Source organism: Parahaliea mediterranea (assembly GCF_017255185.1).
In the GTDB taxonomy this organism is placed as follows: domain Bacteria; phylum Pseudomonadota; class Gammaproteobacteria; order Pseudomonadales; family Halieaceae; genus JAFKCZ01.
Window position 1 is genome coordinate 87,639 of record NZ_JAFKCZ010000009.1, and the last position, 26,144, is coordinate 113,782.

Annotated in this window: 17 protein-coding genes; 10 read left to right on the top strand and 7 right to left on the bottom strand. The window is 61.1% G+C overall.

Annotation, left to right across the window (positions count from 1 at the left end):
• Nucleotides 1–172: 172 nt before the first annotated feature.
• The 6 genes from JYP50_RS13465 (at nucleotide 173) to JYP50_RS13490 (ending at nucleotide 11,921) form a co-directional block, all read left to right on the top strand.
• Nucleotides 173–2,470 carry a TonB-dependent receptor gene (locus tag JYP50_RS13465; RefSeq protein ID WP_206561064.1) on the top strand — a complete coding sequence of 766 codons (2,298 nt, stop codon included), beginning with the start codon at nucleotides 173–175 and terminating at the stop codon, nucleotides 2,468–2,470.
• Nucleotides 2,471–2,563: 93 nt separating this feature from the next.
• On the top strand, nucleotides 2,564–3,022 hold the full coding sequence (locus JYP50_RS13470; RefSeq protein WP_206561065.1) for a Rid family detoxifying hydrolase: 459 nt from the start codon (nucleotides 2,564–2,566) through the stop codon (nucleotides 3,020–3,022).
• The gene (locus JYP50_RS13475; protein WP_206561066.1) at nucleotides 3,019–4,083 is read left to right on the top strand and encodes a pectin acetylesterase-family hydrolase; all 1,065 of its coding nucleotides are present in this window, start codon (nucleotides 3,019–3,021) and stop codon (nucleotides 4,081–4,083) included. The genes JYP50_RS13470 and JYP50_RS13475 overlap by 4 nt, the downstream gene beginning before the upstream one ends.
• Nucleotides 4,084–4,883: 800 nt before the next feature.
• Nucleotides 4,884–7,253 (top strand): TonB-dependent receptor domain-containing protein, encoded by a 2,370-nt coding sequence (locus tag JYP50_RS13480; protein ID WP_206561067.1) that lies wholly within the window; start codon nucleotides 4,884–4,886, stop codon nucleotides 7,251–7,253.
• A 139-nt stretch (nucleotides 7,254–7,392) separates the two neighbouring features.
• Nucleotides 7,393–8,778, top strand: coding sequence for a metal-dependent hydrolase family protein (locus tag JYP50_RS13485; protein ID WP_206561068.1), 1,386 nt, complete (start codon nucleotides 7,393–7,395; stop codon nucleotides 8,776–8,778).
• A gap of 8 nt (nucleotides 8,779–8,786) precedes the next feature.
• Nucleotides 8,787–11,921, top strand: a complete 3,135-nt coding sequence (locus JYP50_RS13490; RefSeq protein ID WP_206561069.1) for a S41 family peptidase — start codon at nucleotides 8,787–8,789, stop codon at nucleotides 11,919–11,921.
• Between the two features lie 91 nt (nucleotides 11,922–12,012).
• Here JYP50_RS13490 and JYP50_RS13495 read toward each other — a convergent pair whose 3' ends face one another.
• Nucleotides 12,013–12,891: a dihydrodipicolinate synthase family protein gene (locus JYP50_RS13495; RefSeq protein WP_206561070.1), complete on the bottom strand. Its 879-nt coding sequence runs from the start codon at nucleotides 12,889–12,891 to the stop codon at nucleotides 12,013–12,015.
• A 15-nt stretch (nucleotides 12,892–12,906) separates the two neighbouring features.
• Nucleotides 12,907–13,683 carry an aldolase gene (locus JYP50_RS13500; RefSeq protein ID WP_206561071.1) on the bottom strand — a complete coding sequence of 259 codons (777 nt, stop codon included), beginning with the start codon at nucleotides 13,681–13,683 and terminating at the stop codon, nucleotides 12,907–12,909.
• A 131-nt stretch (nucleotides 13,684–13,814) separates the two neighbouring features.
• Between JYP50_RS13500 and JYP50_RS13505 the strand changes: the two genes are divergently transcribed.
• The 4 genes from JYP50_RS13505 (at nucleotide 13,815) to JYP50_RS13520 (ending at nucleotide 18,904) form a co-directional block, all read left to right on the top strand.
• A complete protein-coding gene (locus JYP50_RS13505) occupies nucleotides 13,815–15,281 on the top strand; it encodes a PLP-dependent aminotransferase family protein (protein ID WP_206561072.1) in 1,467 nt (488 codons plus the stop codon).
• Between the two features lie 262 nt (nucleotides 15,282–15,543).
• Nucleotides 15,544–16,821, top strand: a complete 1,278-nt coding sequence (locus tag JYP50_RS13510) for an alkyl sulfatase dimerization domain-containing protein (protein WP_206561073.1) — start codon at nucleotides 15,544–15,546, stop codon at nucleotides 16,819–16,821.
• Between the two features lie 51 nt (nucleotides 16,822–16,872).
• Nucleotides 16,873–18,138, top strand: coding sequence for a sulfotransferase (locus tag JYP50_RS13515; RefSeq protein WP_206561074.1), 1,266 nt, complete (start codon nucleotides 16,873–16,875; stop codon nucleotides 18,136–18,138).
• 13 nt (nucleotides 18,139–18,151) lie between these two features.
• Entirely contained in the window at nucleotides 18,152–18,904 is a 753-nt protein-coding gene (locus JYP50_RS13520) for an SDR family NAD(P)-dependent oxidoreductase (RefSeq protein ID WP_206561075.1), read from the top strand.
• A 52-nt stretch (nucleotides 18,905–18,956) separates the two neighbouring features.
• Here the strand turns inward: JYP50_RS13520 and JYP50_RS13525 are convergent, their stop codons facing one another.
• From JYP50_RS13525 to JYP50_RS13545, 5 genes are all read right to left on the bottom strand, one after another.
• Nucleotides 18,957–19,688, bottom strand: a complete 732-nt coding sequence (locus tag JYP50_RS13525) for a DsbA family protein (RefSeq protein WP_206561076.1) — start codon at nucleotides 19,686–19,688, stop codon at nucleotides 18,957–18,959.
• Complete coding sequence (locus JYP50_RS13530; protein ID WP_206561077.1) at nucleotides 19,685–20,263, bottom strand: redoxin domain-containing protein; 579 nt, start codon at nucleotides 20,261–20,263, stop codon at nucleotides 19,685–19,687. The genes JYP50_RS13525 and JYP50_RS13530 overlap by 4 nt, the downstream gene beginning before the upstream one ends.
• Entirely contained in the window at nucleotides 20,260–22,368 is a 2,109-nt protein-coding gene (locus JYP50_RS13535; RefSeq protein WP_206561078.1) for a protein-disulfide reductase DsbD family protein, read from the bottom strand. Before JYP50_RS13535 ends, JYP50_RS13530 begins: the two co-directional genes overlap by 4 nt.
• A gap of 114 nt (nucleotides 22,369–22,482) precedes the next feature.
• Nucleotides 22,483–22,839 carry a hypothetical protein gene (locus JYP50_RS13540; protein WP_206561079.1) on the bottom strand — a complete coding sequence of 119 codons (357 nt, stop codon included), beginning with the start codon at nucleotides 22,837–22,839 and terminating at the stop codon, nucleotides 22,483–22,485.
• A 189-nt stretch (nucleotides 22,840–23,028) separates the two neighbouring features.
• A complete protein-coding gene (locus JYP50_RS13545) occupies nucleotides 23,029–25,791 on the bottom strand; it encodes a TonB-dependent receptor domain-containing protein (RefSeq protein WP_206561080.1) in 2,763 nt (920 codons plus the stop codon).
• Between the last annotated feature and the right edge of the window lie 353 nt (nucleotides 25,792–26,144).

Genomic DNA, 26,144 nt, shown 5'->3' on the forward strand with positions numbered 1-26,144 from the left:
GTCAGGTGCCACGGCTGGCAAACTTTGATACTTTACTGTGCCACGCTGTCAGACGAGTCGGTATATCGAGCAGCCAAGGGGCGGCGACGCCGCGGTTAGTGCCGCACCCGACCGGTACCCTGCACGATCCAGAAAATAAGCCACAACAATAGACAAAAAGGACCATTACGCCATGCAGAAGAAACCCCTCGCCCTGTCTCTCGGCATCGCCACCGTGATACTGTCACTGGATGCCATGGCCCAGCAGGGAATGATCGAAGAAGTGATCGTCACCGCGCAGAAGCGCAGTGAAAGCCTGGAAGACGTGCCGATATCCATTGCTGTTATGAACGGCGAGGCGATGGATAAGACCGGCGTGCGGCAGATGCGCGAAGTGGCGGAGTTCGTGCCCAATGTGTCGTTGACCTCGGGTAACGACACCAACACCGCGGTGCGTATCCGCGGCGTCGGCGCCACCACGCGCAACATCGGTTTCGATACCCGGGTGGGCATGTACCTCGACGGGGTCTACCTCGGCCAGTCGCCGGCCCAGAACCTGGACATCCTCGACCTGGAGCGGGTGGAAATCGCCCGCGGCCCGCAGGGGACGCTGTTCGGCAAGAATACCGTGGCCGGGGCCATTAACCTGATCACCAACAAGCCGGATCGGGAATTCATGGCCGAGGTGCGCGGCGAATACGGCAATCTCGACTCCCACCGCATCGCCGCGATCGTCAATGCGCCCATCACCGACAGTCTCGCCGCGCGTTTTTCGGTCAGCGACAATCACCGCGACGGTTATATCCGCGACATTACCACTGGCACCGAATTCAACGAGCGCGACGGGACCTCCTATCGCGGGCAGTTGCGCTACCAGGGCGACCGTCTGGATATCAACCTGGCCGCGGATTACCTGGAGTCCGAACGGGTGTCGTTCTTCGGCGAAGCCCAGACCGACTGGTCGGGAACGGTCGCCCCGGACCCGCTGGCGCCAAAGCGCAATCGCATTTCGAACAACATCGACAACCACGAGGAGCGCGAGGTCTGGGGCGTGTCGGCCACCGCCGACATCGACCTGGGACACAACTACAGCTTGCGCTCGATCACCGCCTATCGCGACACCGATTCGCGGCGTATCCAGGATTCCGACCATTCCGCCAACGATATCCTCACGGTCGATTACCCCGACCAGTACGAGCAGTGGTCGCAGGAATTCCAGTTCTTCTCCCCGGAGGGCGAGCGCCTGCAGTACGTGGCCGGGCTGTACCTCTACGATCAGAGCGCCTCCAGCGAGCGGGTTCCCACCCTGGGCTCGCAGACCGACGTGCTATTCAGTGCGCTGGGCGTGCCGCTGGCGCCCTTCAGCGACCTGTTCACCGGCGCCAAGCTCAATACCTACGGCGAGGTGGATACCGAGAGCTGGGCGGTATTCATCAACGGTACCTACGAGTTGAGCGATCGCCTGACCCTGGGCTTCGGCGCGCGTTACACCGAGGAGGAAAAGACCGTCGACTACACCATGTTGGGTGACGTGGTCTATGTCCTGGGCACCATTCCGGTATCCGTGGCACAGATCTTCGGCGTCGCCGAAGGTCCGATCGTGGACGGACGCACCACCGCGGTGTACGAGGACGACAAGTCCTATGACGATTTCTCGCCGACCCTGAGCCTGACCTACGCCATTACCGACACGATCAATATCTACGCCAAGTACAGCGCCGCCTTCAAGAGCGGCGGCTTCAACGTCGACTTTGTGCCCCAGGCGGTATTCGACGACGGTCTGGATTTCGACACCGAAACCGTCGACGCCTATGAGATCGGGCTCAAGGGCACCGCGCTGGACAATTCCCTGCGCTTCGCCCTGGCCGGCTTCCAGATGGACTTCGACGACTACCAGCTGAACCAGTTCGTGGAGCTGGGCAACAATCTCTCCGCCATCACCATTCGCAACGCCGCCAAGGTGCAGTCGCGAGGTTTCGAGGCCGAGGCCACCTGGTACCCCGGCGCGGCGCTCATGCTGCAGGGCTCGGTGGGCTACAACGACGCCGAGTTCGACGAGTTCCCCGGCGGCGGCACCAGCCGCAACCCGGCGGGTCTCGGCGCCGATCTGGGCGGCAACAAACTACCCCTGGCACCGGAGTTGAGCGCGGCCTTCGCCGCCCAGTACAACCACCCCCTGGATGCGTGGAACGCGGAGTTTGTCACCCGGGTGGACTGGACCTACACCGATGGCACCTACACCACCGAGGACAACGTCAAGGTCGCCAGCCCGGGCAGCAGCATTCCCTTCGGCTATGTCGACAGTTATGACATTCTCAACGCCCGTATCGGCCTGGAAGCGCCGGGGCAGTGGTCGGTCTACCTGTGGGCACGCAATCTGCTTGACGAGGAGTATTCCGACAACAACCAGTCCGACTTCTTCGGCACCATTGTGGACTTTCCCGGGGACCCCCGGACCTACGGAATTGAGTTGGCCTATACCTTTGACTAGGGCCTGCTGACCGGGACCTGCTGACTAGGTACCCACGGCCGCTCTCCGGAGCGGCCATTACCTGTGCCCGGGAAGGGCTGGAAGGAGTTGACGATGATAGCAAGACAATGGCGGTACACCCTGGCGGCGCTGTGCCTGGTGCCGGCGGGAGCCTGGACGGCGGAAGTGGAATACCGCAACAGCGGCGGGGTGATCGATGCGCAACTGCCCTTTTCCGAGGCCGTGCGGGTGGACGATACGCTCTACCTCGCGGGCCAGCTGGGCGTCAAGCCGGGCACGCTGGAGCTGGCGCCGGGGGGCATCGAGGGCGAGGCGCGCCAGGCCATGGAGAATATCCGCGCGGTACTGGAGCGGAACGACCTGACCATGGACGACTTGGTGAAGTGTACCGCGATGCTGGCGGATATCGGCGAGTGGGAACGTTTCAACGCGGTCTACCGAACCTTTTTTGACAAACACTTTCCCGCCCGCAGCGCCTTTGGCACCAACGGCCTGGGACTGGGTGGCCGGGTGGAGGTCGAATGTATCGCCGCCTACGGAGACACACCATGACTCACACTGTTCGGTATCTGGCGCTCGCCGGCTTGCTGCTGGGCGCTGGCGCGCAGGCAGATGACTGGCGGACTGTCCACCCCGGCGGCGACACCCTGTGCGCCGACGGCAGTCCCTATGCCTTTCACGTGCGCGAGGGCAGCAGTGACAAACTGATGTTGTTTTTTAACGGCGGCGGGGCCTGTTGGTCCGCCGACAGCTGCGATCCGGCCAATAATCGCGCCGAGGGCGGCTTCAGTTACCGTGTGCAGGCTGGCCGGGAGTGGGGCAACGACCCACGCACACTCGACGGCGCCTTCGCCCAGGACAATCCCGAGAACCCCTTCCGTGACTGGACCCAGGTGTTCGCCGCCTATTGCACCGGGGACGTGCACCTGGGCACCCGTGACATAACCTATCGCCGCGAGGACGGCAGCGAGGTGGCCATACATCACCGCGGCCGTATCAATGCCCGGGCCGTGCTGGACTACGCCCGCGAGCACTTCGGCGACGCCGGGCACATCCTGGTTTCCGGCGCCAGCGCCGGCGCGGTGGCTTCGCCCATCCTGGCGGCGGAAGTGGCCGTGGATTTTCCCGAAGCCGAAGTGATTCACTTCGCGGGAGGCGGTGGCGGCTACCGCATGCCACCGCCGGTGATGCTGTGGCGCAACTGGGGCGTGTTCAACGACTTGCCGGCCTGGTTCGACGCCGAGCGCCACACCATGGACAACACCGGTCTGCTGGACCTGTACCGGGTCGCCGCCGGGGCCTTCCCCGATATTCGCTTCCATCAGTACGACAATGCCTACGACCAGGTGCAGGAGCTGTTCATGGCCCGGCTGGGCCACCCGGCGGAGCTGTTGCCCGGGCTGGACGCGAACCGGGAGGACCTGGCCGCGTCGCTCCCCCATTTCCAGGGCTACACCGCCGACGGGGAATTTCACACCGTGTTGCGCTTTCCCGAGCTCTATACACGCAGCAGCGGCGGCGTCCGCGCGCTGGACTGGATTCGCGAACTCGCCGCCGGCGGGTCGGTGACAAACGTGCATTGCGCGTCGCCCTGTGAGCGACCCGGGGATTAAGGCCCTCCCGGGAGGGCGCCAAGCCAACGCCGCCCCCGAAGCGGTGATCCGCGACAGGTAAGCTGGGCCGCTTTCAGGCAGGGTGTCCGTTGCCTGGTGGCCCCAGTCTTCCACTTCATCCGGGCAAGAAGTCCTGGCCGTGGGCTTTTGCCCGGATCGATTCGCCCAAGAATCGCGTGCAATGTCACCCGGTTGTTGTGGTTCTCCAGCTTTTTCCTGTTCTTCTCCCAGATGTTCAGCCCGCTTGCAGGCGGCGTCGCACGGGTGACGTATTGCTGCTTGGTCGCTGATTCAACGGATGATGGGGTCGGGCTCCGGTTGATTGACCTGCTTTCCCGGTTTTGCTGCCCATAGTAATTTCAGGATAGGTGGAACGCACTGTCGGCCAGGCAGCGCGAGCCTGGCAGCCCGTAAACTTTGCATTCTCCTCTTCGTGAGCCGCGTCTCAGTCGCGACGATGACAGCCGTGGGTACCTGGCATACCTGCTCACATCCCCGACAGCTCAACACGATCATCGCGTGTTTCTATAAAAAATAATGGGTTTAAATGTGAATATTGAAGTGCGGATGGCCTCATATAAGTCGAGTAAATTGCAGATAATGTAAGCAAAATAGCGCAAAATAGACGAATTAAGGCGATAATGACGATATATTTTGCCGCATGTCTTTATATATAAAATATTTGACGCTAAAAATAAGATCGGGTTATATGTTGGGCTCTTGTTGTGGCGCGAGCTGGGCTCCGTGCCGTGGCGGTTGACGAAAATAACTGAATAAACGTTGATTGGAGGAAATGAGCCGTGCAAAAAAACCTTGGTCGAACAAATGCGCTTAGCTTGGGTGTTGCTACCGCGTTGGCTACGTTTGCATCACCAATGGTCTTGGCCGAGCCGGGCGCACTGGAGGAGGTGGTTGTAACGGCGCAGCGACGCGAGCAGTCGCTTCAGGATGTACCGATCAGTATTACGGCATTTGGCGCCGCACAAATCGAAAAACAGAATTTGCAAAGCGCCACCGATTATCTTCAGGCAACACCGAACGTGTCGTACACAGAGGTGGGCGGGCAGGGCCCCAAGGGTTTGAACATATCTATCCGGGGGATTTCAGACCTGCAAAATGCCGAGCGTGTGTCCGCGACCAGTGCGTTTTCCGTCTACGTGGATGAATTCAGCGTGGGAACCGCGGCGCGTGGTACCCCCAATCCCCAGCTGTATGATATTGAGCGCCTGGAGATTCTGCGCGGCCCCCAAGGTACCTACTTTGGCCGCAACTCGACCGGGGGGGCAATAAATATCACCACCAAAAAGCCGAGCGACGAGTTGTTCGCGCGGGTAGACCTGGGGATTGGAAACTTCCAAACCCACCAAATTGGCGGCGTTCTCAACGTACCAATTACAGAAAATTTCTTTACCCGACTCACGGTGGAGCAGGCCACCAGTGATGGGCCCGTTGAGAATGTGGGCCCTGGTGGTGGCGAGAGCAGTTATGACAATGACAATGTTCGATTGGCGTTTCATTGGGATATTTCCCAGCACTGGGAAGCGGACTTTTCCGCGACTCGAATCCGCGAAGACAGTGACCTGCCGCCCCGCGTTTCGGTGGGTATTGAGTCACGCTTTGGACCCAATTCGCAGTTGGATGACGAACGCATTACCTGCGGCCTGAGCTTCAATACCGACGACAAAGCGTGTCGGGATACTGCGGGCTTTACCGATCTTGAAGACGATGTGCTAAACCTTCGCCTGCGATACACCGGCGATGAGTTTGGCTTTGTGTCCATTACCGGACGCTCCACCAGTGAGCTGGATCAGCTCAATGATCTCGACGGAGGTGGCACGCCGCTAGTTGATCGCGAAAACGATTACAGCGCCGAATCTGTCAGCCAGGAATTGCGGCTGTTCAGTACCGACAGCGAGGTGTTGGAGTGGACAATAGGCGGCCTTGTCTACAAAGATGAACTGACCGCGAATAACAGGATCATCATCCGCGATTTTCTGGGGCCGTGGATGGCGGGGGATTATGCCAATGAAAACACCATCGATCTTGAACGGGAGGGGTGGGCGTTATTTGGTGATATCAACTGGCACATTAGCGACGCGCTAACGCTCACCATTGGTGGCAGATACTCGTCCGACGAAGAAGAGCAGGTATGGAGCAATGTATTCGCAGCCTGTGCTAACCGTGCCGAAGGCGATGCCCTGGCTGATGGCTGCACGTTGCGGCCCGACCAGATGACTCCATTGCCGGTAATCGATGGCCGGATAAGCGGCGGGCGCACGGCCCAGATCGAAGGCACCCGAGCCGGAAACGACAGTACGGATTTTTCTCCGCGCCTCGCCTTGAACTGGGATGTTAACGAAGACTGGACGGTTTATGGTGTTTGGTCCCAGGGGTACAAGTCCGCTGGCGCGCGTGCCAACCCGGACTCTGGGGGCGCCAACTCCAGCGTGTACGACAAGGAAAAACTCACCAATATGGAGCTGGGGGTTAAGGCTGAATTGAACGGAGGCCGCACGCGCCTGTCCGCGGCGATTTTCTCCATGGATTGGGACGACTTCCAGACCACGACCCGGGAAACATTCTGTCGTGAAGCCGATGGCTCACTGCGTCCCCAGGATGGCAATGAAAACTGCGAGTTTGTGCCCCTGGACAGAATTCAGAACGCACCCAGCGCAAAGTCAGACGGCTTTGAACTGAGTGTCGATACCCTGCTGGGAGAGAGCTGGCGCGCGGGGTTGGGCTATGGCTATCTCGATGCCGAGTATGTGGATTTTGAAAATGCCGTACTCAATGGCGGAAATGTGGACCTTTCGGGCTATCCGCTGCCGAATGCACCAGAGAACACAGCCAGCGCATATCTGGAATACCAGTATACGATTGGTGCGGTAGACGGCTATATTCGAGTCGATACCAATTACCGCGACTCGGTGTTCAACCAGGCGTCCATAGTGGACGAGACCCGTGGCGAGTACCCCTATACCGCCGACTCCTACTATATCGTCAATCTGTATGCCGGGCTTGAGTGGGATCGGCAAAGGCTCGCCCTGGTTGTCAATAACCTCAACGAAGACGATGACTTTGTATCTGGCGCCGGCGCGGGAACCGCGGGCATACACGTACGAGTGCATCCCACTACCTATCTGCTGAAGTGGACCTTCATGACCAACTAGGCCATGAAGGTCGCGGGCGAGCCACGCCCGAATTATCCCCAATCCCCTTGAGTACCCGGACAGGTGTCTATTGACGACGCCTGTCCGGGTGTACCTCAAAGGCTTTGGTGCTTCTGATTCACAATAGTGGAGTGTAAATATGTTCAAACCTCGTCAATTGCGCGCGTTGAAGGCCCTGGCCGTACTGGCTCTGGCGGGTGCCCGGACCGCGCTGGCGGCCGGGCTCGCCAGCAGCGACATCGAACCGGACACCTCCCCGCCGCCTCTACTGGTCCATGCGGGAAAGCTGCTCGTGGATCCCGCGGCCGCACCGCTGAGCGAGGCATCGCTGCTGGTCGCCGACGGTTCCGTGGTCGCGGTTCACAAAGGCTTTCTAGACCCTGGTGATAGTAGGCTCAAGGGGATCGCGGGAACGATTCAGGTGGTTGATTTGCGCGAACAATCTGTATTGCCGGGCCTTATCGATGCCCATGTTCATTTATTGTCTGATTTTCAGGGTAAACAGCGCGCCTACGAAATGACCGCCGCGGAATTCGCCCTGGCGGGGGCCGCCAATGCCCGCGCCACGCTACAAGCCGGTGTGACCACCGTGCGTGATCTGGGGGCCGATAGCGCCGCCATATTCTATCTTCGCGATGCCATAGCGGCGGGACGAATTCCCGGTCCACGCGTACTGTCGGCCGGTGCTTCTCTGTCGATAACCGGCGGACATTCTGATGACGTTGGGCCGAATCAGGGGCTGTGGAGCCCGGACAATGTCGCCAGTCGCTGTGACGGGGCAACCGATTGCCGGCGAGCTGTGCGCCATCAAATCAAGCGCGGGGCCGACGTCATCAAAATCACAGCCACCGGTGGCGGAGGAAAACCCCAGGGTGGGCCGGATGCCGATCCCGAGTTCACCATGGATGAAATGTCCGAGATCGTTAGCACGGCCCACCGTATGGAGCGGAAAGTTGCAGCGCACGCCCATGGCACCAAGGGAATAGAAATGGCGGTTGCCGCCGGGGTCGACTCCATCGAGCACGGCACCTTCCTCGATTCCGGTGTTATTCGTGCCATGAGCAAACGAGGGGTCTACCTGGTTCCAACCTTGAGTGTCAGGGATAACCTAAGCGACCTCGGAGAGGATGAACCGGAGTATATTCAAAAGCGCGCACACCTGATTTTAAAGACCACGCCAAAGGTGATGCGTCAGGCCTATGAGGCCGGAGTACCAATTGCCATGGGGTCAGACGCCGGTGTAGTGCCTCACGGTGAAAATGTCCGGGAACTCGAATGGATGGTGGAGATTGGTATGAGCCCGAAGGACGCCATTTTTGCAGCCACCGTGGGCGGAGCCAGGTTACTCGGCTTGGAGGATAGGGTAGGGCGCCTGAAACCAGGCATGGCGGCTGACTTTGTGGCCGTAAATGGGGACCCTCTGGACGATGTCAGTAATTTAAGGCGTGTCGTAATGGTGGTGAAAGCCGGTATACCCGTGCCTTTGGATCGGAACCCGGCTCTCACGAAATCGACTGATCACTAAGGAAAACCATGCAAATGCTGGATTCATTGCGACGAATTGCCTGCTGGATTGGGTGCTGTATTGCGCTGATGGGAACCGAAGTGCAAGCGCTGGTACACCACCCGGATGTATCCAGCACATTGATAAGTTTCAGCTATGCCGACGATTTGTGGGTAGTACCTCTCGGCGGTGGGAAGGCTCGCCGGGTGACGGTATTGGAAGGGCGGGAGATTCACGGCCGCTTTTCTCCGGACGGCAGTTCGCTGGCTTTCACAGGTGTTTCGCCCTCGGGCGCCGAGGATGTTTACACTCTGGACCTGGATACTCTCACCCCAATCAGGCTTACCTTTCACCCGGAACCAGATCGTGTTCTGGACTGGTATCCCGATGGAAGCGCTGTGCTAATAGCCTCTTCGAGGGAAAGTTTCCGCCATAACTTCAATCAGTTTTATCGCCTGTCTGTTGAAGGCGGTCTTCCGCAAAAGCAGCCATTGGTATACGGCGAGAAGGCGGGGTTTTCGCCAGACGGAAAGTCAATAGTCTTCACCTACAAGAAGGACTTCCAGGATGGTAATGAAACCTGGAAGCGTTACCGTGGTGGCCGCGCGCCGGATATCTGGAGCTACCGCTTCTCTGACGATAGCACGGACCGGTTGACATCGGATGAGGGCGTGGACACCGACCCTATGTGGGGAGCGAGGGGGGTCTATTTTCTTTCCGAGCGCGGCGCCGAGCAGCGCGCCAATCTGTGGCTGCGGGAGCACCGCACCGGTAATCTGAGGCAGTTGACTAATTTCAGCGAGTACGACGTCAAGCATCCCGCAATCGGCGCGGACAAGATTGTATTTACCCAGGCGGGCCGGCTGTATTTGCTGGATTTGGAATCCGAACAATTCGTGGAGGTGCCGCTGGAACTCCCCGCAAACCACCCTCATCAACAAGCGCGCTATGTTTCAGTGAACGACCAGGTCGGTCAGGTCAACCTGTCGCATGAAGGCGACAAACTTCTGCTCTCCCCGGGCGGGGAGCTGTTGGTCTACCAGCCCGAAAGTCAGTTACTGGAGAATCTGAGCGGTACCAGCGGCGTTGCCGAACGCTACGCGAGTTTTTCTCCCGATGGCGAGCAAACCGCCTACGTATCGGACTCGACCGGTGAGTATCAGTTGTATGTTCGCGGGCCTGACGGAGACTCCCGGCAGCTTGGCGACTTCGCTCCTGGATTCCTCTACCCGCCGCAATGGTCGCCAGACAGTCGCTACCTGGCGCTGTTCGATCAGCGGCAGCGCCTGTTCATTGTGCGAGTTGCCAACGGAGAACACAGGCAAGTGAACCAGGGAGCCTGGCGCGGGCATTTTGATCTGGAAAATGCAACGCTGTCGTGGTCTGCCGACAGCCGCTGGCTACTCTATACCGTGGGGGGAAAAAACCGCAATAAGGCTGTCTACGCCCACGATGTCGCCAAAGGGCAAAGCATTGCGTTGAGTTCGGGCTATCACGATGATTTCGAAGCCGTATTTTGTGGTGAGAATGCATACATTTGCATGTTGTCACGGCGCGAATTTAACCCGGTTTTCGGTGATATCGACACCACGTGGACCTATACGCGATCTGGAGGGGTGTATGTGATACCGCTGGACGTCGCTACCCCGGTACCCTTCCAGGGCCAGCAGGAAGCGATGCTTGAAAATTCTCCGGGCGAACCTGAATCCGGCGTCATCGACCGCCGGGTTGTCAAGGTTCCCGTGCCTGACGGAGACCTGTTCCGCTTGCGCAGTATTGGCCACCAGTTACTGTACCAGCGCGGCGAGCAGGACCCCCAAGGCGCGGGCGTATACCGCTATGACTGGCGAACAGGGACGGAAGAGCGCATGCTCGCCGATGGTGAACTCCTTGCCGTCGCGGAGAATAGGGTGCTGTTGCGTCACCGGGACCAGTACGTACTGCGCAATCTCAACGGCAATGACCGGATTAAGGAGTTTCCACTACCCGAGCTGAATGTGTGGATTGAGCCGAAACTGCAAAATCGCCAGATTCTCAGGGAGGCCTGGCGGTACCTGCGTGACTTTTTCTACGATTCGCAGATGCATGGGCTGGATTGGCCAATGATTTACCAGCGGTACGCCAATCTGCTTCCCGAAGTGGTGACGCAAGATGACCTCAACCAACTGGTGCGGGACGTTGGTGGCGAGCTTTCGGCCGGGCACATCTGGGCTACGGAGTCATTCGCTCGCAAGCGCTGGTCCAATGATTCCACTGGCTTGCTTGGCGCCGACATCAGGTTTGTCAATGGCGGGTATCGCATTGAGCATATTATGCGGGCTAACCAATGGTTGAGTTCGCTTCGTTCCCCGCTGGCCGGGCCGGGAATAGATATTGCCGAAGGCGACTACATCATCGCGGTCGATGACCGGGAGCTCGACGTTCAAATGACGCCCTGGCGGGCATTGGAGCACAAGACCGGACGGGTGCGGCTCACGGTGAGCGACCGGCCTCGAGGCGGCAGGCTGCGGTATGTGGAAATCGAGACAATTCTGTCCGAGCGCAGGCTTCGTGAGCTCGAGTGGGTGGAGAGCAATCGCCACGCGGTGGCGGAAGCCACCGACGACCGTGTGGGCTACATCTACCTGACCAATACGGCTCGCAACGGGCAGGACGACCTGATGCGGCAGTATCGCGCCCAAAGCCACAAAACCGCATTGATCGTGGATGCCCGTTTTAATACAGGGGGTGCTCTCGGCGATCGTTTGATCGAGTTGCTGAATCGTCCTGTGCTGAATTACTTCAATTTTCGAAACTCCAGTAATTATCCCCTACCGGAGTTGGCCAATGGCGGGCCCAAAATTGCCCTGACCAACGGTTGGAGTTATTCGGGTGGCGATGGTTTCCCCTTTCTTTTCCAGCAGGCAAAGCTCGGCCCGGTATTGGGCACGCGAACCTGGGGCGGACTGGTTGGGCCGAGCTTGCCCCTGCCGCTGGTGAACAATGGCCGGATATCTGCGCCGCCACAGCGGGTGCAGGATCGGCACGGCAACTGGGGAACCGGCGGCGATATTGGCGTAACGCCCGATATTCGTGTGGAGAACACGCCCGGGATGCTCCTTTCGGGTCGCGATCTGCAACTGGAAAAGGCGATAGCGTGGGTGCGGGAAAAATTGGGGAGCTGATCTTAACCGGGCTCTTCGATAACTCCGAGCGGCAAGAGGGGGCGCCGTAGTGAAGCGGACCGATTCACTACGGCGTATTAGGGTGTTAGCTCTACTGTACCGCTGCTAGTAGCCGGCGCAGTTCACTGATGTCCTCGTCGCTCGCCGCTGCCAGTGGCTTGCGCGGCGCGCCCGCGGCAATGGACTGGAGCTCCAGCCCGGCCTTGATCGTTTTGGGCAGTCCACCGGCGACCACATATCGCAACATCGGCAGCAGGCGATAGAAGAGGTCGCGAGCGGCTTTCAGGTTGCCATCGTATACGTACTCGTAAAGAGCCCGGGGTAGATCGCCAAGCACATTGGGGGCCGCGGTACACCAGCCACTGGCCCCCGCGCACAGCGCTTCAAATGCCAGCGGATTGCTGCCGTTGAAAAACGGCAGCTCCCCGGCGGATAACTCGGCGATGGCGTGCATGCGCTGGATGTCGCCGGTGCTCTCCTTGACCCACTGTACATTGGGAATGTCCCGGAACATGTCAACGATCAGGCGTGGCGACATATCCACACCGCTGGTCGCCGGGTTGTTGTACACCATGATCGGCAGCGAAACCGCAGCGGCGATCTCGCGATAGTAGGCGTGGATCTCTTGGTCGGTGAGTTTCCAGTAGGACACCGGAATGACCATGATCGCGTCCGCGCCGATGGATTCGGCAAATTTTGCCCTGCCGATTGCGCCCTCGGTAGTCAGTTCCGACAGCCCGATAACGACCGGAACGCGACCGGCAACGGTGGTTACCGTATGGGCCGCGACCTGCTGCCACTCGTCCTCGCTCAGGTAGGCGCTCTCGCCGGTGCTGCCCAGGGGGGCAATGGCGTGGCAACCGCTGGCGAGCAACAGTTCCAGGGATTGCGTCAGGACGGGCAGGTTGATACCGCGTCCATCGGCGGAAAACGGTGTGATGGGATAGGCAATGATGCCGGATAAGTTCATGGTGTTCTCCTTGGGCTAAAGACAATCGCGGTGGGTTTTCAAAGCGTTTCTGGCGTAGTAGGCAAAGTTGACCCGGCTGCGTTTCTCCGTCGTCACCCAGTCGTGGGCCTCGGCGGCGAGTGCGTTGGGCAGGGGCTGAATCTGGCCGGCGGACATGGCCAGCAGCTGGAGCCTGGCCGCGCGCTCAATCAGGATGGCCAGGTTGCAGGCTTCCTCGATACTTTTACCGACAACCAGTTGCCCGTGATGGGCCAGCAGGATCGCCCGTTTCTGCCCCAGGGCCTCGGATATAATGACACCCTCTTCGTTGCCAACGGGGACGCCTGGCCAGTCGGCGAGAAAAGCACAGTCGTCGTAGAGGGCGCAGATATCCATTTGCGACACCATTAAAGGCACCCGCAACATCGACAGCGCGCAGACGTGGGTGGGGTGGGTGTGGATGATGCAATTGACCTCGGGGTGTTCGCGGTAGATCCAGGTGTGAAAACGGTTGGCGGGGTTGGCCATGCCCTCGCCATCCACCGGCACCAGGTCCTCGTTCACTTCCAGAAGATTAGCGGCGGTGATTTCGTTAAAGCCCAGGCCGAAGCGCTGGGTAATAAATGCGCCGGGCTGTTCCGAGCGGCAGGTGATCTGGCCGGACAGCCCGGCATCGTGGCCCTGGTCGAACAGGATGCGGCAGGTGAGGGCGAGTTTTTCCCGGCTGCCCAGGTCCATGTCCGGAATCAGGCTGCTCATGCTTTGCTCGGCACTGTGCATCAGCGCCTGCTTGCTCATTGAAGCTGTTTCCATTGAGGCTCTCCTTCGTTGATTCGCGTTCGCTTGCAATTGACTTCAGCAAGCAGTGGTTACAGACTACGAATCTACTGGACCCACAGAAACATCCAGTTTCCAAATTCACAATGGTCCAGCTTGGAGGCGCCATGCTCAGGCCCTGGCAGACCCGGTTCTGGCTCAGTGACGCCCCGGGCGATTCCCTACAGGACAAACTCGTCAACCAGTTGACCCTGGATATACAAAGCGGGCGCCTGGCCCCCGGTGATTGGATGCCGGGTTCGAGGACGCTGGCACAGCAACTGGACCTGAACCGAAAGACCGTGCAGGCGGTTTACGAGGAACTCGAAGCCCAGGGCTGGCTGGTATCGCAGCCGCGGCGGGGGACTTTTGTTGCCGATGTATTGCCGGAGCGGGACTTCCCGGGCGATAGCGATCGCCTGGCGCGAGCGGGGCAGGCCATGCGGCCGGCTAGCCCGCTGGTGGCCAGCCTGTACAGCAATATACTGTCGGCAAGCGATCAATCCCCGGGGGCCAACGACGGCACCCCCGATGTTCGGCTGATTCCCTACGAACTGCTGTCGCGGGCCTATCGCCGCGCGCTGATTCGCTCGATCAAGCAGCAACACCTGGGCTACGGCGATCCGCGTGGTACCGTGGAACTTCGCCAGTCGATCCAGAAAATGCTGGTGATGGACCGGTTTATGCGCGTTGCCGATAACGAGATTTGCATCGTGCGCGGCAGCCAGATGGGCATCTTTCTGGCATCCAGGGTGCTCGATCCCAGGCAGGGCGCCATTGTGCTGGAAGAACTGAGTTACCCGCCGGCGCTGGCGGCTTTTGAAGCCAACGGATTCCGGGTTGTACGTTGCAAGCTCGACTCGCAGGGGCTGGATACCAACGCGCTACAGGGCATTCTCAAGCGGCACAAGGTGGCGGCGGTGTTCACCACCGCGCACCACCAGTATCCCACCACGGTGACCATGGCAATGGAGCGCCGTCTGATGCTGCTCAAACTGTCACGGGAGTACGGTTTCGCGGTACTCGAGGACGACTACGATCACGAATTTCACTATGAAAGCCGGCCGATCCCCCCTTTGGCCAGCCTGCCGGGTTCGGAAAATGTCATCCATATCGGCTCCCTGTCGAAGGTGTTCGCGCCGGGTCTCCGCCTGGGTTACCTGGTGGCCGGCAGCCAGTTCATCGACCGCATCGCCCAGGAAATCCTGCTGATCGACCGGCAGGGCAGCGCCGTGGGGGAGCTCGCCGTCGCCGGGCTCATGGAGTCCGGCGAGGTCAAGAAGCATATCCGCCGGGTACGCAAGCTCTACCGGGCCCGGCGCGACTTCGCGGCGGAAACGTTTCGGCGGGTGTTCAACGACCGGGTTGAATTCGAGCTGCCCGCCGGCGGCATGGCCTTGTGGGTCAACGTCGGGGAGGGCATGGGGCGGCGGCAACTGGAGGCCTTGCAGCACGGCGATTTCAATCACGGCAGCCAGTTTGGGTCCGGTAGATCCGGTCAGGGGCACATACGTTTCGGCTTCGGTGCGCTGACCGAAGCGGAAACCTCCGCGGCTGTCGAGCAGCTGGCATCACTGTTGAAAGCGCGTGCCTGAATGCCGAGCAGAGGTTTGGCACCCGGCTCAAGGAGATGCGTTCTCCAGGCATAGGGGTTCACTCAACTATACTCAGGCACGGTTCGGCGCGCACGGGAAGGTGCTGAACGTTGCGTCGTCAATGGCCGGGCAATTAATAATGCAGGTCTGTAACTGAGCACCTTGCCTGGTCCTTCGTGGTTGAGTACTCGACCAGCCGCGAAACCATAGGGCAGTGTCCGCAATGGTGATTCGCAATGCCTGGGCAGAGGACGAGACAACCATGAGAGACCCCATCTACAAACACCGCCCGGTCGCGCCCGCCGCCGCGCGTTTCGGCGGCGAGCGGATCAACGACTTTATCCTGTTGTCGGAAGGCTGCTCGAACAGCTACCTGATCGAGACGGGGGAGGGCGGCGTGCTGGTCAATACCGGCATGGGCTTCGAGGCGCCGGTGCATCACGCCAACTTCCAGGGGCTGTCGGCGCGGGCCGACCAGTTGTGCTACGTCATTACCTCCCAGGGGCACGTCGACCATGTGGGCGGCGTGCAGTACTTCCGCGACCGCAATCCCGGCCTGCGCTACATTGCCCAGGCCGGCAACACCGAGCACCAGGCCTACGATGCGCGACTGCAGGCCTTTCGCGCCCGGCGCTCGGCCTTTCGCTTCCAGGAGGCCTTCGCCGCGGATTTCGCCTACTACGCGGCGCAGGGCTATACCGATATCAATCCGCAGGACCGGCCGACGCCGGATATCACCTTCGAGGAACGCTACCGCTTGCAACTGGGCGGACTCGAACTGGAGCTGATCGCCGTACCGGGGGCGGAGACCAATGACTCCCTGGTGATCTGGCTGCCGCGGCAGCGTATCTGCTTGACCGGCAACCTGTTCGGCTGCCCTTTCGGCCATTTTCCCAACCTGAGTACGATCCGGGGCGACCGCTATCGGGACCCGCTGACCTGCGCCGCCGCCGCCCAGGTCGTACTGGATCTGGGTGCCGAGACGATCCTCTACGGTCACCACGCCCCGGTCGAGGGGGCGGAGCTAATCGCTAGCGAACTGGCGGCCTACCGCGACGCCATCCACCACGTGCACGAGGAGACGGTGAAGGGGATGAACGCGGGCAGGGATGTGCACACACTGATGCGCGAGATCGCCCTGCCGCCCGAGTGCGAAGTGGGGCAGGGCTATGGCAAGGTATCCTGGGGTGTACGCGCCATCTGGGAATACTACGCGGGCTGGTTCCATCAGCAGTCGACCACCGAGCTGTACAGCGTGCCGGCCCAATCCGTACACGCCGACCTGGTGGAACTGGCCGGGGCCGACGCGCTGGTGGAGCGGGCATCGAGTAAACTGGCCAACGGGCGGCCGGAAGAGGCCCTGCACCTGCTGGATATGGTGTTGGGTACCGAACCGGGACACGCGGCGGCGACCGGTCTGGCGATCCAGGCGCACGAGGTGTTGCGCGAAGGCGCCGGCAATTTCTGGCTCACCGGTTGGCTCGAAAACCAGGTCAAGCTGCTCAGGGGCGGACAGACAGAGGCCCTCGATGTCGAATAGAGAGACGAATAGAGAGGCGAATAGAGAGGCGAGCAAAGGGCTGGGGGGCGCGTGAACGATATAATCATTGATGACCTCGCCCAACCGCGACTGAACGCGGCACAGCGGGCCGCCATTGCCCACACCGATCAGCTATCGGTTGAGCTTGGCAGCGATTCCATCATCGCCGAGGCCGAAGCCACCACCGGCCTGAATGACTGGGGCGCGATGGATTTTCGCCCGCGCCTGGACCTGCTCTGCGACGAATGGGGCAGTGACACGGGCTTGCGCAACCTCGGCCGGCTCAGCCTGCGGGGCAAGCTGGTGCAGCACGCCATCAGTCGCCTGTTGATACGGGACCAGTTCAAGCGGCACCCGGAAATCCTCGACGTTGATATCGAGGCGCCGATCATTGTCGCGGGGCTGCCGCGCTCCGGTACCACCCACCTGCTCAACCTGATGGCCGCCGACCGGCGCCAGCGTTCACTGCCGCTGTGGGAATCCTACGAGCCCGTGCCGCGGCCCGGGGAGGGGTTGTTGGAAGACGGCACCGACCCACGCTATCAGCGCTGCATGCAGGCCTGGGAGGGCATGCAGGCGATGACCCCGCTGCTGGCGGCGATGCACCCGATGCACCCGGATCACATTCACGAGGAGTTGGAGCTGATGGGCCCCAACTTCGGTTCCTACAACTACGAGTGGTTGAGTCCCTGTCCGCGCTGGCGCGACCACTATTACGGCGAGGACCAGACGCCACAGTACGAGTACATGCGCGATGTGCTCAAGCTGTTGACCTGGCAGCAGCGCGAGCGCGACAGCGGCAACAGGCGGCGCTGGGTCCTGAAGTGCCCGCAGCATCTGGAACAGTTGCCGGTGCTGCGCGAGGTCTTTCCCGACGCCACCGTCGCCATTACCCACCGGGATCCGGTTGCCGTGATCCAGTCCGCGGTGACCATGCTCGCCTATGGCCAGCGTATGAACCGCAAGCGCGTGGCCATACAGGAGCTGCTGCGGTACTGGACCGATCGGGTGGAACACCTGCTGCGCGCCTGTGTGGCCGACCGCGCGGCGTGGCCGGCGACGCAGTCGCTCGATGTGCCGTTCAGGCAATTGATTCGCGACGATGTGGGCACTGTACAGGGGATCTATGATTTGGCCGGTCTGGCCATGACCGGCGAGGCCCGCGCCGCGCTGGAGGCTTTTGTGCGCGAGCACCGCAATGACTATGGCCGGGTGCGCTACGACCTCAAGGGCCAGTTTGGTATTGAGCCCGACACCCTGCGCCAGCGCTTCGATTTTTACTACGACGCCTATCCCTCCCTGCGGGAACTGGGCTAACAGGAGCAAGCGGATGAACAACCGTGCGATTTTCGATTACAGCGGCGCCCACGTACTGGTGACGGGGGGCACCAGCGGTATCGGCCACGGCATCGCCAGCGCCTTTGCCGAAGCCGGCGCCCGGGTGACCGTAACCGGGACCCGGGGAACCGCCGCGGACTATCCCGGGGTAAACCTGGAGGCCTTCGAATTCCAATCGCTGGATGTGCGCGACACCGCGGCGCTGAAGGCTTTCGCCGCCGGCCTGGAACAGCTCGACATTCTAATCAACAATGCCGGGGCCAGCATGCCCGCCGGCGATGAATGGAGCCACGAGGGCTTCGAAGCCTCGGTACAGCTCAATCTGCTATCCGCCTTCCACCTGTCCCGCGCCTGCCTCGACCACCTGACCGCCAGCAAGATGCGCGGCGGCGCCTCTGTGCTGGGCATCGCCTCGCTCACCTCCTTTTTCGCCAACGAAATGGTACCGGGCTACGGCGCCGCCAAGGCCGGTATTGCACAGATGGCCAAATCCATGGGCCTGACCTGGGCCGATCGCGGCATACGCGCGAATGCCATTGCCGCGGGCATGACCGAATCGCGCATGACCCGGCCGGTGAAGGACATGCCGGAAATGGACCGCGCGGTGATCGAGCGCACGCCGCTCGGGCGCTGGGGACAGCCCGAGGACATGGCCGGCGCGGCCCTCTACCTGTGCAGCGAGCAGGCGGGTTTCATTACCGGACAGACATTGGTGGTGGACGGCGGCTACACCCTCGCGGTGTAGGGCTTTTTGCCGCGGTCCGCCGGTAATACCACCGGCGTTTGCCGTGGCTCTGTCAATCCCCCAATTTCTGTTCCACGATCGGCTGTAGCTGTTCGTAGGGCAGGTAACCGGGAACGATTTCGTCGCCGATCAACAGGCTCGGCGTCCCGCGCAGGCCCAGTGCGTGAAAGGCCTCCAGGTTGCGCGCGATCACGGCCTCGGCCGCCGCGTCCTTTTGCAGCAGCGAGTCGGTGCCGGTACGCGTGGCGATCTGGTTGAGGGATTGCCCGCTGTGCAGGCCGTTTTTCTTCAGTAGCAGGTCGTGCACGTCGGCAAAATCCTCCCGCTGATCGCGCCAGACTCCCAGCGCATATTGCGCGGAGCCGGTGTCAGTACCCGGGGCGCCGCCCTGGCGCAGGGGTACATAGACATTGACGATACCGAGCTCGGGGTATTGCTTGTGCAGCCGTTGTAGAACCGGTTCCAGGCGCTTGCAGTAGGGGCAGTTGTAATCGGTGAACACCACCAGGGTGCGCTCACTGTTGCGCGGGCCGAAACGGGGATGAACATCTTCCTCGAACAGCCAGCTGCGATGGGTTTCCAGCGCGGCTTCGCGTCCCTGCTCGTTGGCGATAAATAGCTGCAGGTTTGCGTGCAGGTCCGGTATCAGTTGTGGGTGCTCCCGCAACATACTGACGATTTCATCCAGCAGCTGTTGTTCGCCAGCGGCTTCGCGCAGCACCTGCGACCAGGCCTGGCTAGCCCACATCTGGGTAATTAGCAGGACGGCGAGTAGTTGTTTCATAGTGTGGATTCCTGTTCGGTAGTGGATAGTGTTTGGGCGTCGCTTTCTGTAGGTGTCGCTATGTGTTCGGCCAGCCAAAGGCGGAACATAATGCCGGGCAGGGTGGTGATGCCGCTGGTGATCGAGCGGATTTCACCGCGATAAACCACCGCGATGGTCGGCGTGGCGCGAACGCCCCAGGCGCGGCTGACGTGGCCATTGGCGTCGTTGACCATACGGAAACCGAGTGCGTGTTCCCGGGCATAGGCCGCTATGCGCTCCGGCGGGCCGGAAGTCAGGGTTATCGCGACGACCGGGTGCTTCTCGTCCAGGGCGTTCACGGAGGGGGACACCAGCCGACATACCGGGCACCAGGTGGCCCAGAAGTAAACCAGTACCGGTGTTTCCATGCTCATGCGCCGAATGTCCAGGTGCGCGCCATCCAGGTCAGGCAACAACTGCCGCGGCGCCTCGGTCGGGGTGTCCCGGTGACGCCACTGGTCCATCAGCAAGGGCACACTGGCCATGGCCAGTAACCACAACAGGATCAAGTGCCAGCGCCGCAGGCCCGATGATGGTTTTTGGTTTGTGGTCACGGGCCGGTCCTCGCGGTTTCCAGGGCGCGCAACACGGCCTGGTCGGTCAACAGTACAGGCAGGTCGATGCCCGCTGGCGCCCCGGGGCCGTAGACTTTGTTGAAGGGGACGCCGTAAGTGCCGTTGTCCTTGAGGTATGCACTGATATCCGACGCCGGGCGGGTCCAGTCGCCCTGCAGGCGAATGATGCCGTCTTCCTGTAGGGCGCTGTAGACCGGCTCGCGCAACAGCACGCCGATTTTGTTGGCCTGGCAGGTAATGCACCAGTCGGCGGTTACGTCCACAAACACGGTTTCGCCGCCTTGCACGGCCCGTGCTATGGCGTCACTGTCGAGGGGCTGCCAGGACAGCGGCCGTTGGTTCGGTGATTGCCACTGTCCCGAGATACCTCCAAGGGCCAGAACGGCGGCCACCGCCAGGGTGGCGGCGCCGACACCCAGCAGTCCCGCCCTGGATCCGCCGCGCAGCCATAACAGGGAAACGGTGAGCAGCACCAGCGTGGCGCAGGCCAGCGCTACCACTGTCAGGCCGGTATGCGGACTGAGCAGACCGAACAACCACAGGGACGTGCCGCCCATCATCAGCGCAAACAGCGGTTTGACCCAATGCAGCCAGGGGCCGGGGCGTGGCAGCAGCGACGCGGTGGCGGGCAGTGCCGCGACCAACAGCCAGGGCAGGGCCATGCCGACCCCCAGGGCGGTGAATACCGCGACCAGTTCACCGGGGCTGGCGCCCAGGGCAAAGGCCACGGCGGTGCCCAGGAAGGGCGCGGTGCAGGGAGTGGCCAGCAGCGTTGCCAGCATGCCCTGCAGTACGTGGCCACGGTAGCTGTTGTCGCCCTGTTTCGCTGCCCAGGTATTGAGGCCAACGGGTAGGCGCCACTCGAAAACACCGGCCAGATTGAGTGTGAACACAAAAGTGACGGTCGCCAGCGCGGCGATAAACCAGGGGTTCTGGAACTGCACCCCCCAACCCACGGCCGCGCCCGACCACTGTAGCAACAAGGTGCCGGCGGCAAGCAGCCAGAACGCGATGACGATGCCCATGGCGGACGCGGCGAACTGCCGCCGGATACGCTTGCCGTCGCGGGTGGTTCCCGCCACCAGGCCGTGCAGTTTGAGCCCGAGTACCGGTAGCACGCAGGGCATAACGTTGAGAACAAGACCTCCCATCAACGCCAGTAATAGTATCCAGCCCAACGAACGCTGCGCGGACACCGCCACGTCGCCGGCGCGAATCGTGCTGTCGTATTCGGCCGCGAAGGCCCCATCCGTGACAGTCAGCCGGATGCGTTCGCCCACCAGCTCGGGAAGTTCCAGCCAGTGGCTGGGGCTAAGTTGAATCCGCAGGGTATTGTTGTCCACCTCAAGGCGTTCCAGCTGGTAATTGAGCTCGGCGAGACGCGCGTCCGGAGCGTCGACAAATACCTGGGGCGATTGCCAGGGAGTGTCCCGCTGTAGAGTCAACTGCAGGAGTTCCCGCCGGGCGTCCCAACGGGCATCGTTGACGGCGGCGCCGGGCAGGGCGCGCGGTACCGAGCCCATGGCCTGGTTGAAGCGGTAGGCAAGATCGTCGTCAATGCGCAGTTGTTTGGGGGTAAAATCGAGCGCCAGCTCAAAATCCGTGAGGACACAGATCGTGGTGCAGGATGGCAGGGTCAGCGTCGCCCGCAATCGCACCGGTTCGTCGGGTTCGCTCCATTTCAAACGCAGTGGAAAGCGCACCAGCCCCTCGTAACCGGCGGTTTCGATACCCTGCATCTGGTAGCGTTGTGGTGCCGGCCAGAGCCAGGTGATATCGCTGAGGTTTTCAGAGTCCGACCAATCCATGGCGGGGGCGATTCCGCCCTCGCCGGGTGAACGCCAGTAGGTTTTCCAGCCCTTGTCCAGATTGACCGCGAGTACGGCGTCAATGGTTCCGGCCCGGGTGTCCGTGGTGCCAGGCACGGCGAGCCGCACCGACACCGGCGGGTGCTCCGGGGCGGTGAGCCACCCCGTGTCGTTAATGGCGTCAGGGGGCGGGGGCCCGGCCAGTGCCGCCGGTGCGAGCAGGCAGGCCGCCAATAGCAGGTGAACGCCCCTTTTTAGGCGCGCAATACAATACATGCAATTTCTCCCTGGGGATCGCAACGGCGACCCTTGCAGTTAAATGGCCCGGTTGGGCGGGAACGCCGGGATTTTCCGGCAATAGCGGGCGCGAGCCCTGGCCTGGGAGAGGGCCTATTCGAGAAAGACGCAGTGCAGCTGGTGCGGACGGCAGGGGAAGAGGGGGGGCGGCGGCGGGTATTGCCGGGTACCGCGTGTATGCCGACGCCACGGCAACGGCCACAGATACAGCGCGATGACCGCCATGCCGAGCTCCAGCGCCAGCTGGGCCCCCGGAGTGAGCGCGTTTTTAGCGGTATCGCAAACGCTATCGCCGGTTGCTGACGGTAGCTCTTGTAGCTGCGCGGCCGAGAACGCGGCCTTTGCATCCGTCGACAACACGGGTTTCAGCCAGCACCAGGACAACGCGAGCACAAACGCGAGCAGTGCCCAGCGGGCACCGGAACGGCGAATTTGGTCGTTAAAAGTCATGGTTTGTGCGCGTGCGCGGTCCGGTTGACAGAAATCCGCCTACTCAGAGTCCGCGGCGGTCGTAAAGTTTCACCGCGCGATGGGATATTTTGTATTGATCGCGCCGGTTTCGCGCAAAGAGGAATCGATTTAGTGGAGGTAGGAAATGCGCCACCGGCCAAAAAATGACCGGTGGCGAGGCTTGCCGTGTTAGAACGTCATCCGCAGGCCCAGGTAGAAGCGCTGCCCAATAACGTCGTAGTGCACCGGGTTGGTGGCGATATTGCTGATAAAGTCACGCGGAGCAACGGGCGGATCTTTATCGCCGAGGTTGGTAACCCCGCCGTACAGTTCAAATCTATCCATGCCGTTGAGGTCGAAGCGGTAGTAGCCCGATACGTCGAAGTAGGTTACCGACGGAATGCTGTTATCCGACGCCGAGATGTCCTCTGCCCCCCAGTTGGGGTTGTAGTAACCGGAGCTGACATAGCGCATCTGGCCGTAAATGCCCCAGGGACCCCGGTCGTAGGACAGGCCCAGGCGCGCCTTGGTTTCGGGGGCGCCGAAATTGCTGACCAGGCCCATTTCCCCGACCACGTCGACAGGATTGTTGCCAGAGGCGTCGAACTCCTTGTTGATCAGGTAGCTGGCCAGGAGGTTGATGCCCAGCGTGCCGCCGCCGAGGTCCATGGAATAGTCGGAGGAGAAGTCCAGTCCCTCGACGTCCACGGAGCCGAGGTTGAGAAGCGGGTTGACGATCTCGGTGACTTCCTGGTTGGCGCCAAAGGAGATCAGCTGGCACATCTCATTCTCGCCGCCGAAGCAGCGATCGAGGATCTGCTGGTCGGTGGTTCTGTCGATGGCATCGGTGATGCTGATGTCGTACCAGTCCAGGGAGAACTGGAGGTCGGCGGCCATTGGCGACCACACAACGCCAATAGTCTTGGTTTTCGATTCTTCCTGGTCGAGGTTCTCGTTACCCGTCAGCAGTCGAGATATCGCGTTGCTATCGCCAGTAAAGGGGTTGGTAATATTGGCGAACAGCAGCGTGGCTTCCAGGAACTGCTCACCAATGCTGGGCGCGCGGATATCCTGTGAAACGGTGCCGCGCACGACCAGCGACTCGGTGGGCTGGTAGACCATGCCCGTTTTCCAGCTTGTGGCCGATCCCACGGAGCTGTAGTCCGCCCAGCGCACGGCGGCGTTGAAGTCGAGGCTTTGCTCGCCGGAAATCAGCGGCACGCCCCACTCGGTGAAGATTTCCTTGACATCCATCTCGCCGGCGAGTGGCTTGGCATTCACAATAATGAAGGCGGAGTTGTCGTCGTTGTCGGTGACCTTGCGCCGCAAGGACTCTTCCCGGTAGTCGGCGCCGATGGCGGCGACGATCGGACCGGCCCAACCCTCGAAAACATCGCCACCCATGCTGATCGAGAACACGTCCTGGTCGAGTTTGGTCCACGACCCGCCGGTGTCGGTGATGTAATCGATCGCCTCGGGGCTCAGGGACCCCTTGCCGAACAGGTTGGCCGGCGCGCAGCCGGGCGCGCCGTTGGCGCCGCCGAGATTGGCCCGGCAAACAATCTCGCCAGTGGCGGGGTCGATCACCGCGTCGGCCGCGTTGCGCAGGTTCTGCACCAGCATGTTGTAGGGTTGTTTGTTGCTGAAGGTGGCATTGCCGTACTGGTAATAGGCTTCCCACCAGCCGCTGTCGCCGTAGTCGCCTTCGGCGCCAAGAACAAAGCGCTTGTTTTTGTTTTCGGAAACCGAGGCAATCGGCGGGATTTCCTCAAAGGTTCTGAACAGGGGGAAGGCCTCGATGCCGTTCTCGTCCATGAGCGCCTGGACGCTATCCGGCAGGTAGGGATTACCCGACTTGATAATCGGGTCGCCAAAGCGGAAGGCGTTGATCAGCGCGCCATCGGATTCCGATACGGTATAGCTGCCTTCAGCGAAAATCCGCAGGGTATCGGTCAGGTCGAATCGCACAGACCCCAAAAGCGCGTTGCGCTCCACGGGGACATCCAGCGCGGTATTGTCACTCAGATAGGAGCCACTGCCGCCGAGCATGTGGCTGCCGCTTGCGTAAGCGCCAAGCTCCCGGGGAATTGCCGTGCCATCCGGCAGGAATTCCAGGTTGTCGATGGGCGACGAGCCGTTCCCCAGGGTCACCCCGTTGGGTGAAGCGAGGTACAGTGCGGCATTGGGTCGGATAATGCGGCTCGGAATGCCGTCGTTGGGCGAGGTATCGTTCGGGTTGCTGAGAATCGCCCAATGCTCATTGGACCAGTCCCGCGCGGAGGAGGCCGGCACGCCGTCGTTGTCGAACACGTCCGCGGCAACCATGAAATGCCCGCGATCGTCGGCGAATTTCTGTCCAAAGGCCGCGGAAATCCGGCCGTTCTTGGCGTCGCCTTCCGCCGACTGGCCACCTTGCACATCGATCTTGGCGCCCTCCAGTTCGTCGTCGAATACAATGTTGACGACGCCTGACACGGCATCGGTGCCCCAGGCCGCGGATGCACCCCCCGTTACAATATCAACCCGCTTGATAATGACGGTTGGTATCGCGGCGACGTTCACGATACCGTTCTCGTCAAATGGCACATGACGACGACCGTTGACCAGCACGAGGTTGCGATTGGCCCCCAGTCCGCGTAAGTCCAGGCCGCTCACGCCATTCTGGCGGGAATTCAGGGTGGTGGATTGGGTACTCAGCGTGGCGCTGAACGACGGCACCTCGTTGACGAGGTCGGCGATATTGGTGACCCCGCGGGCCTCCATATCATCCGTTCCCAGCATGGTGACCGGCGTCGGGGCCTCGTAGCCGGACTCCTTCAGTCGCGAGGCTGTAATCGTGATTTCTTCGATCACCGCGCCTTTCGCGCGCTCCGCGAAGGCGGGTTGGTGGGCGGCGGTAATCAGGGCGATAGCACCGGCGAGGTGCTTAACCTTAAGCGTTGACGGTTTCATGTAGGCTTTCTCTATCGGCAGTTTATCTTATCTGTTGATCAACTGTATCGACCGAGAGCAACACTATCACGGAGTTTTCGATTTGGAAAGTTTTTTAAATCCAGCGAAATATTGTCATGTCGGTTGTGTATGGGGCCGGTTAGCCAAGGCAAGCTTTTCAGACAGGCAGAAGATTGATCGGGCCAGTATCTGTCCGGCACAAGGAGGATCGAGCACGGCGAGGTCGGTGACCCGAAGGAAGGGCGCGGAGTTGACAGTGAACTACCCGGCGCCGGGGTAAAGCGCTACCGCTGTTTACCCGTAGGAGGGGACATGTGAGGTATGGGGAGTTGCGCCACCGGCATTGCCGGGGG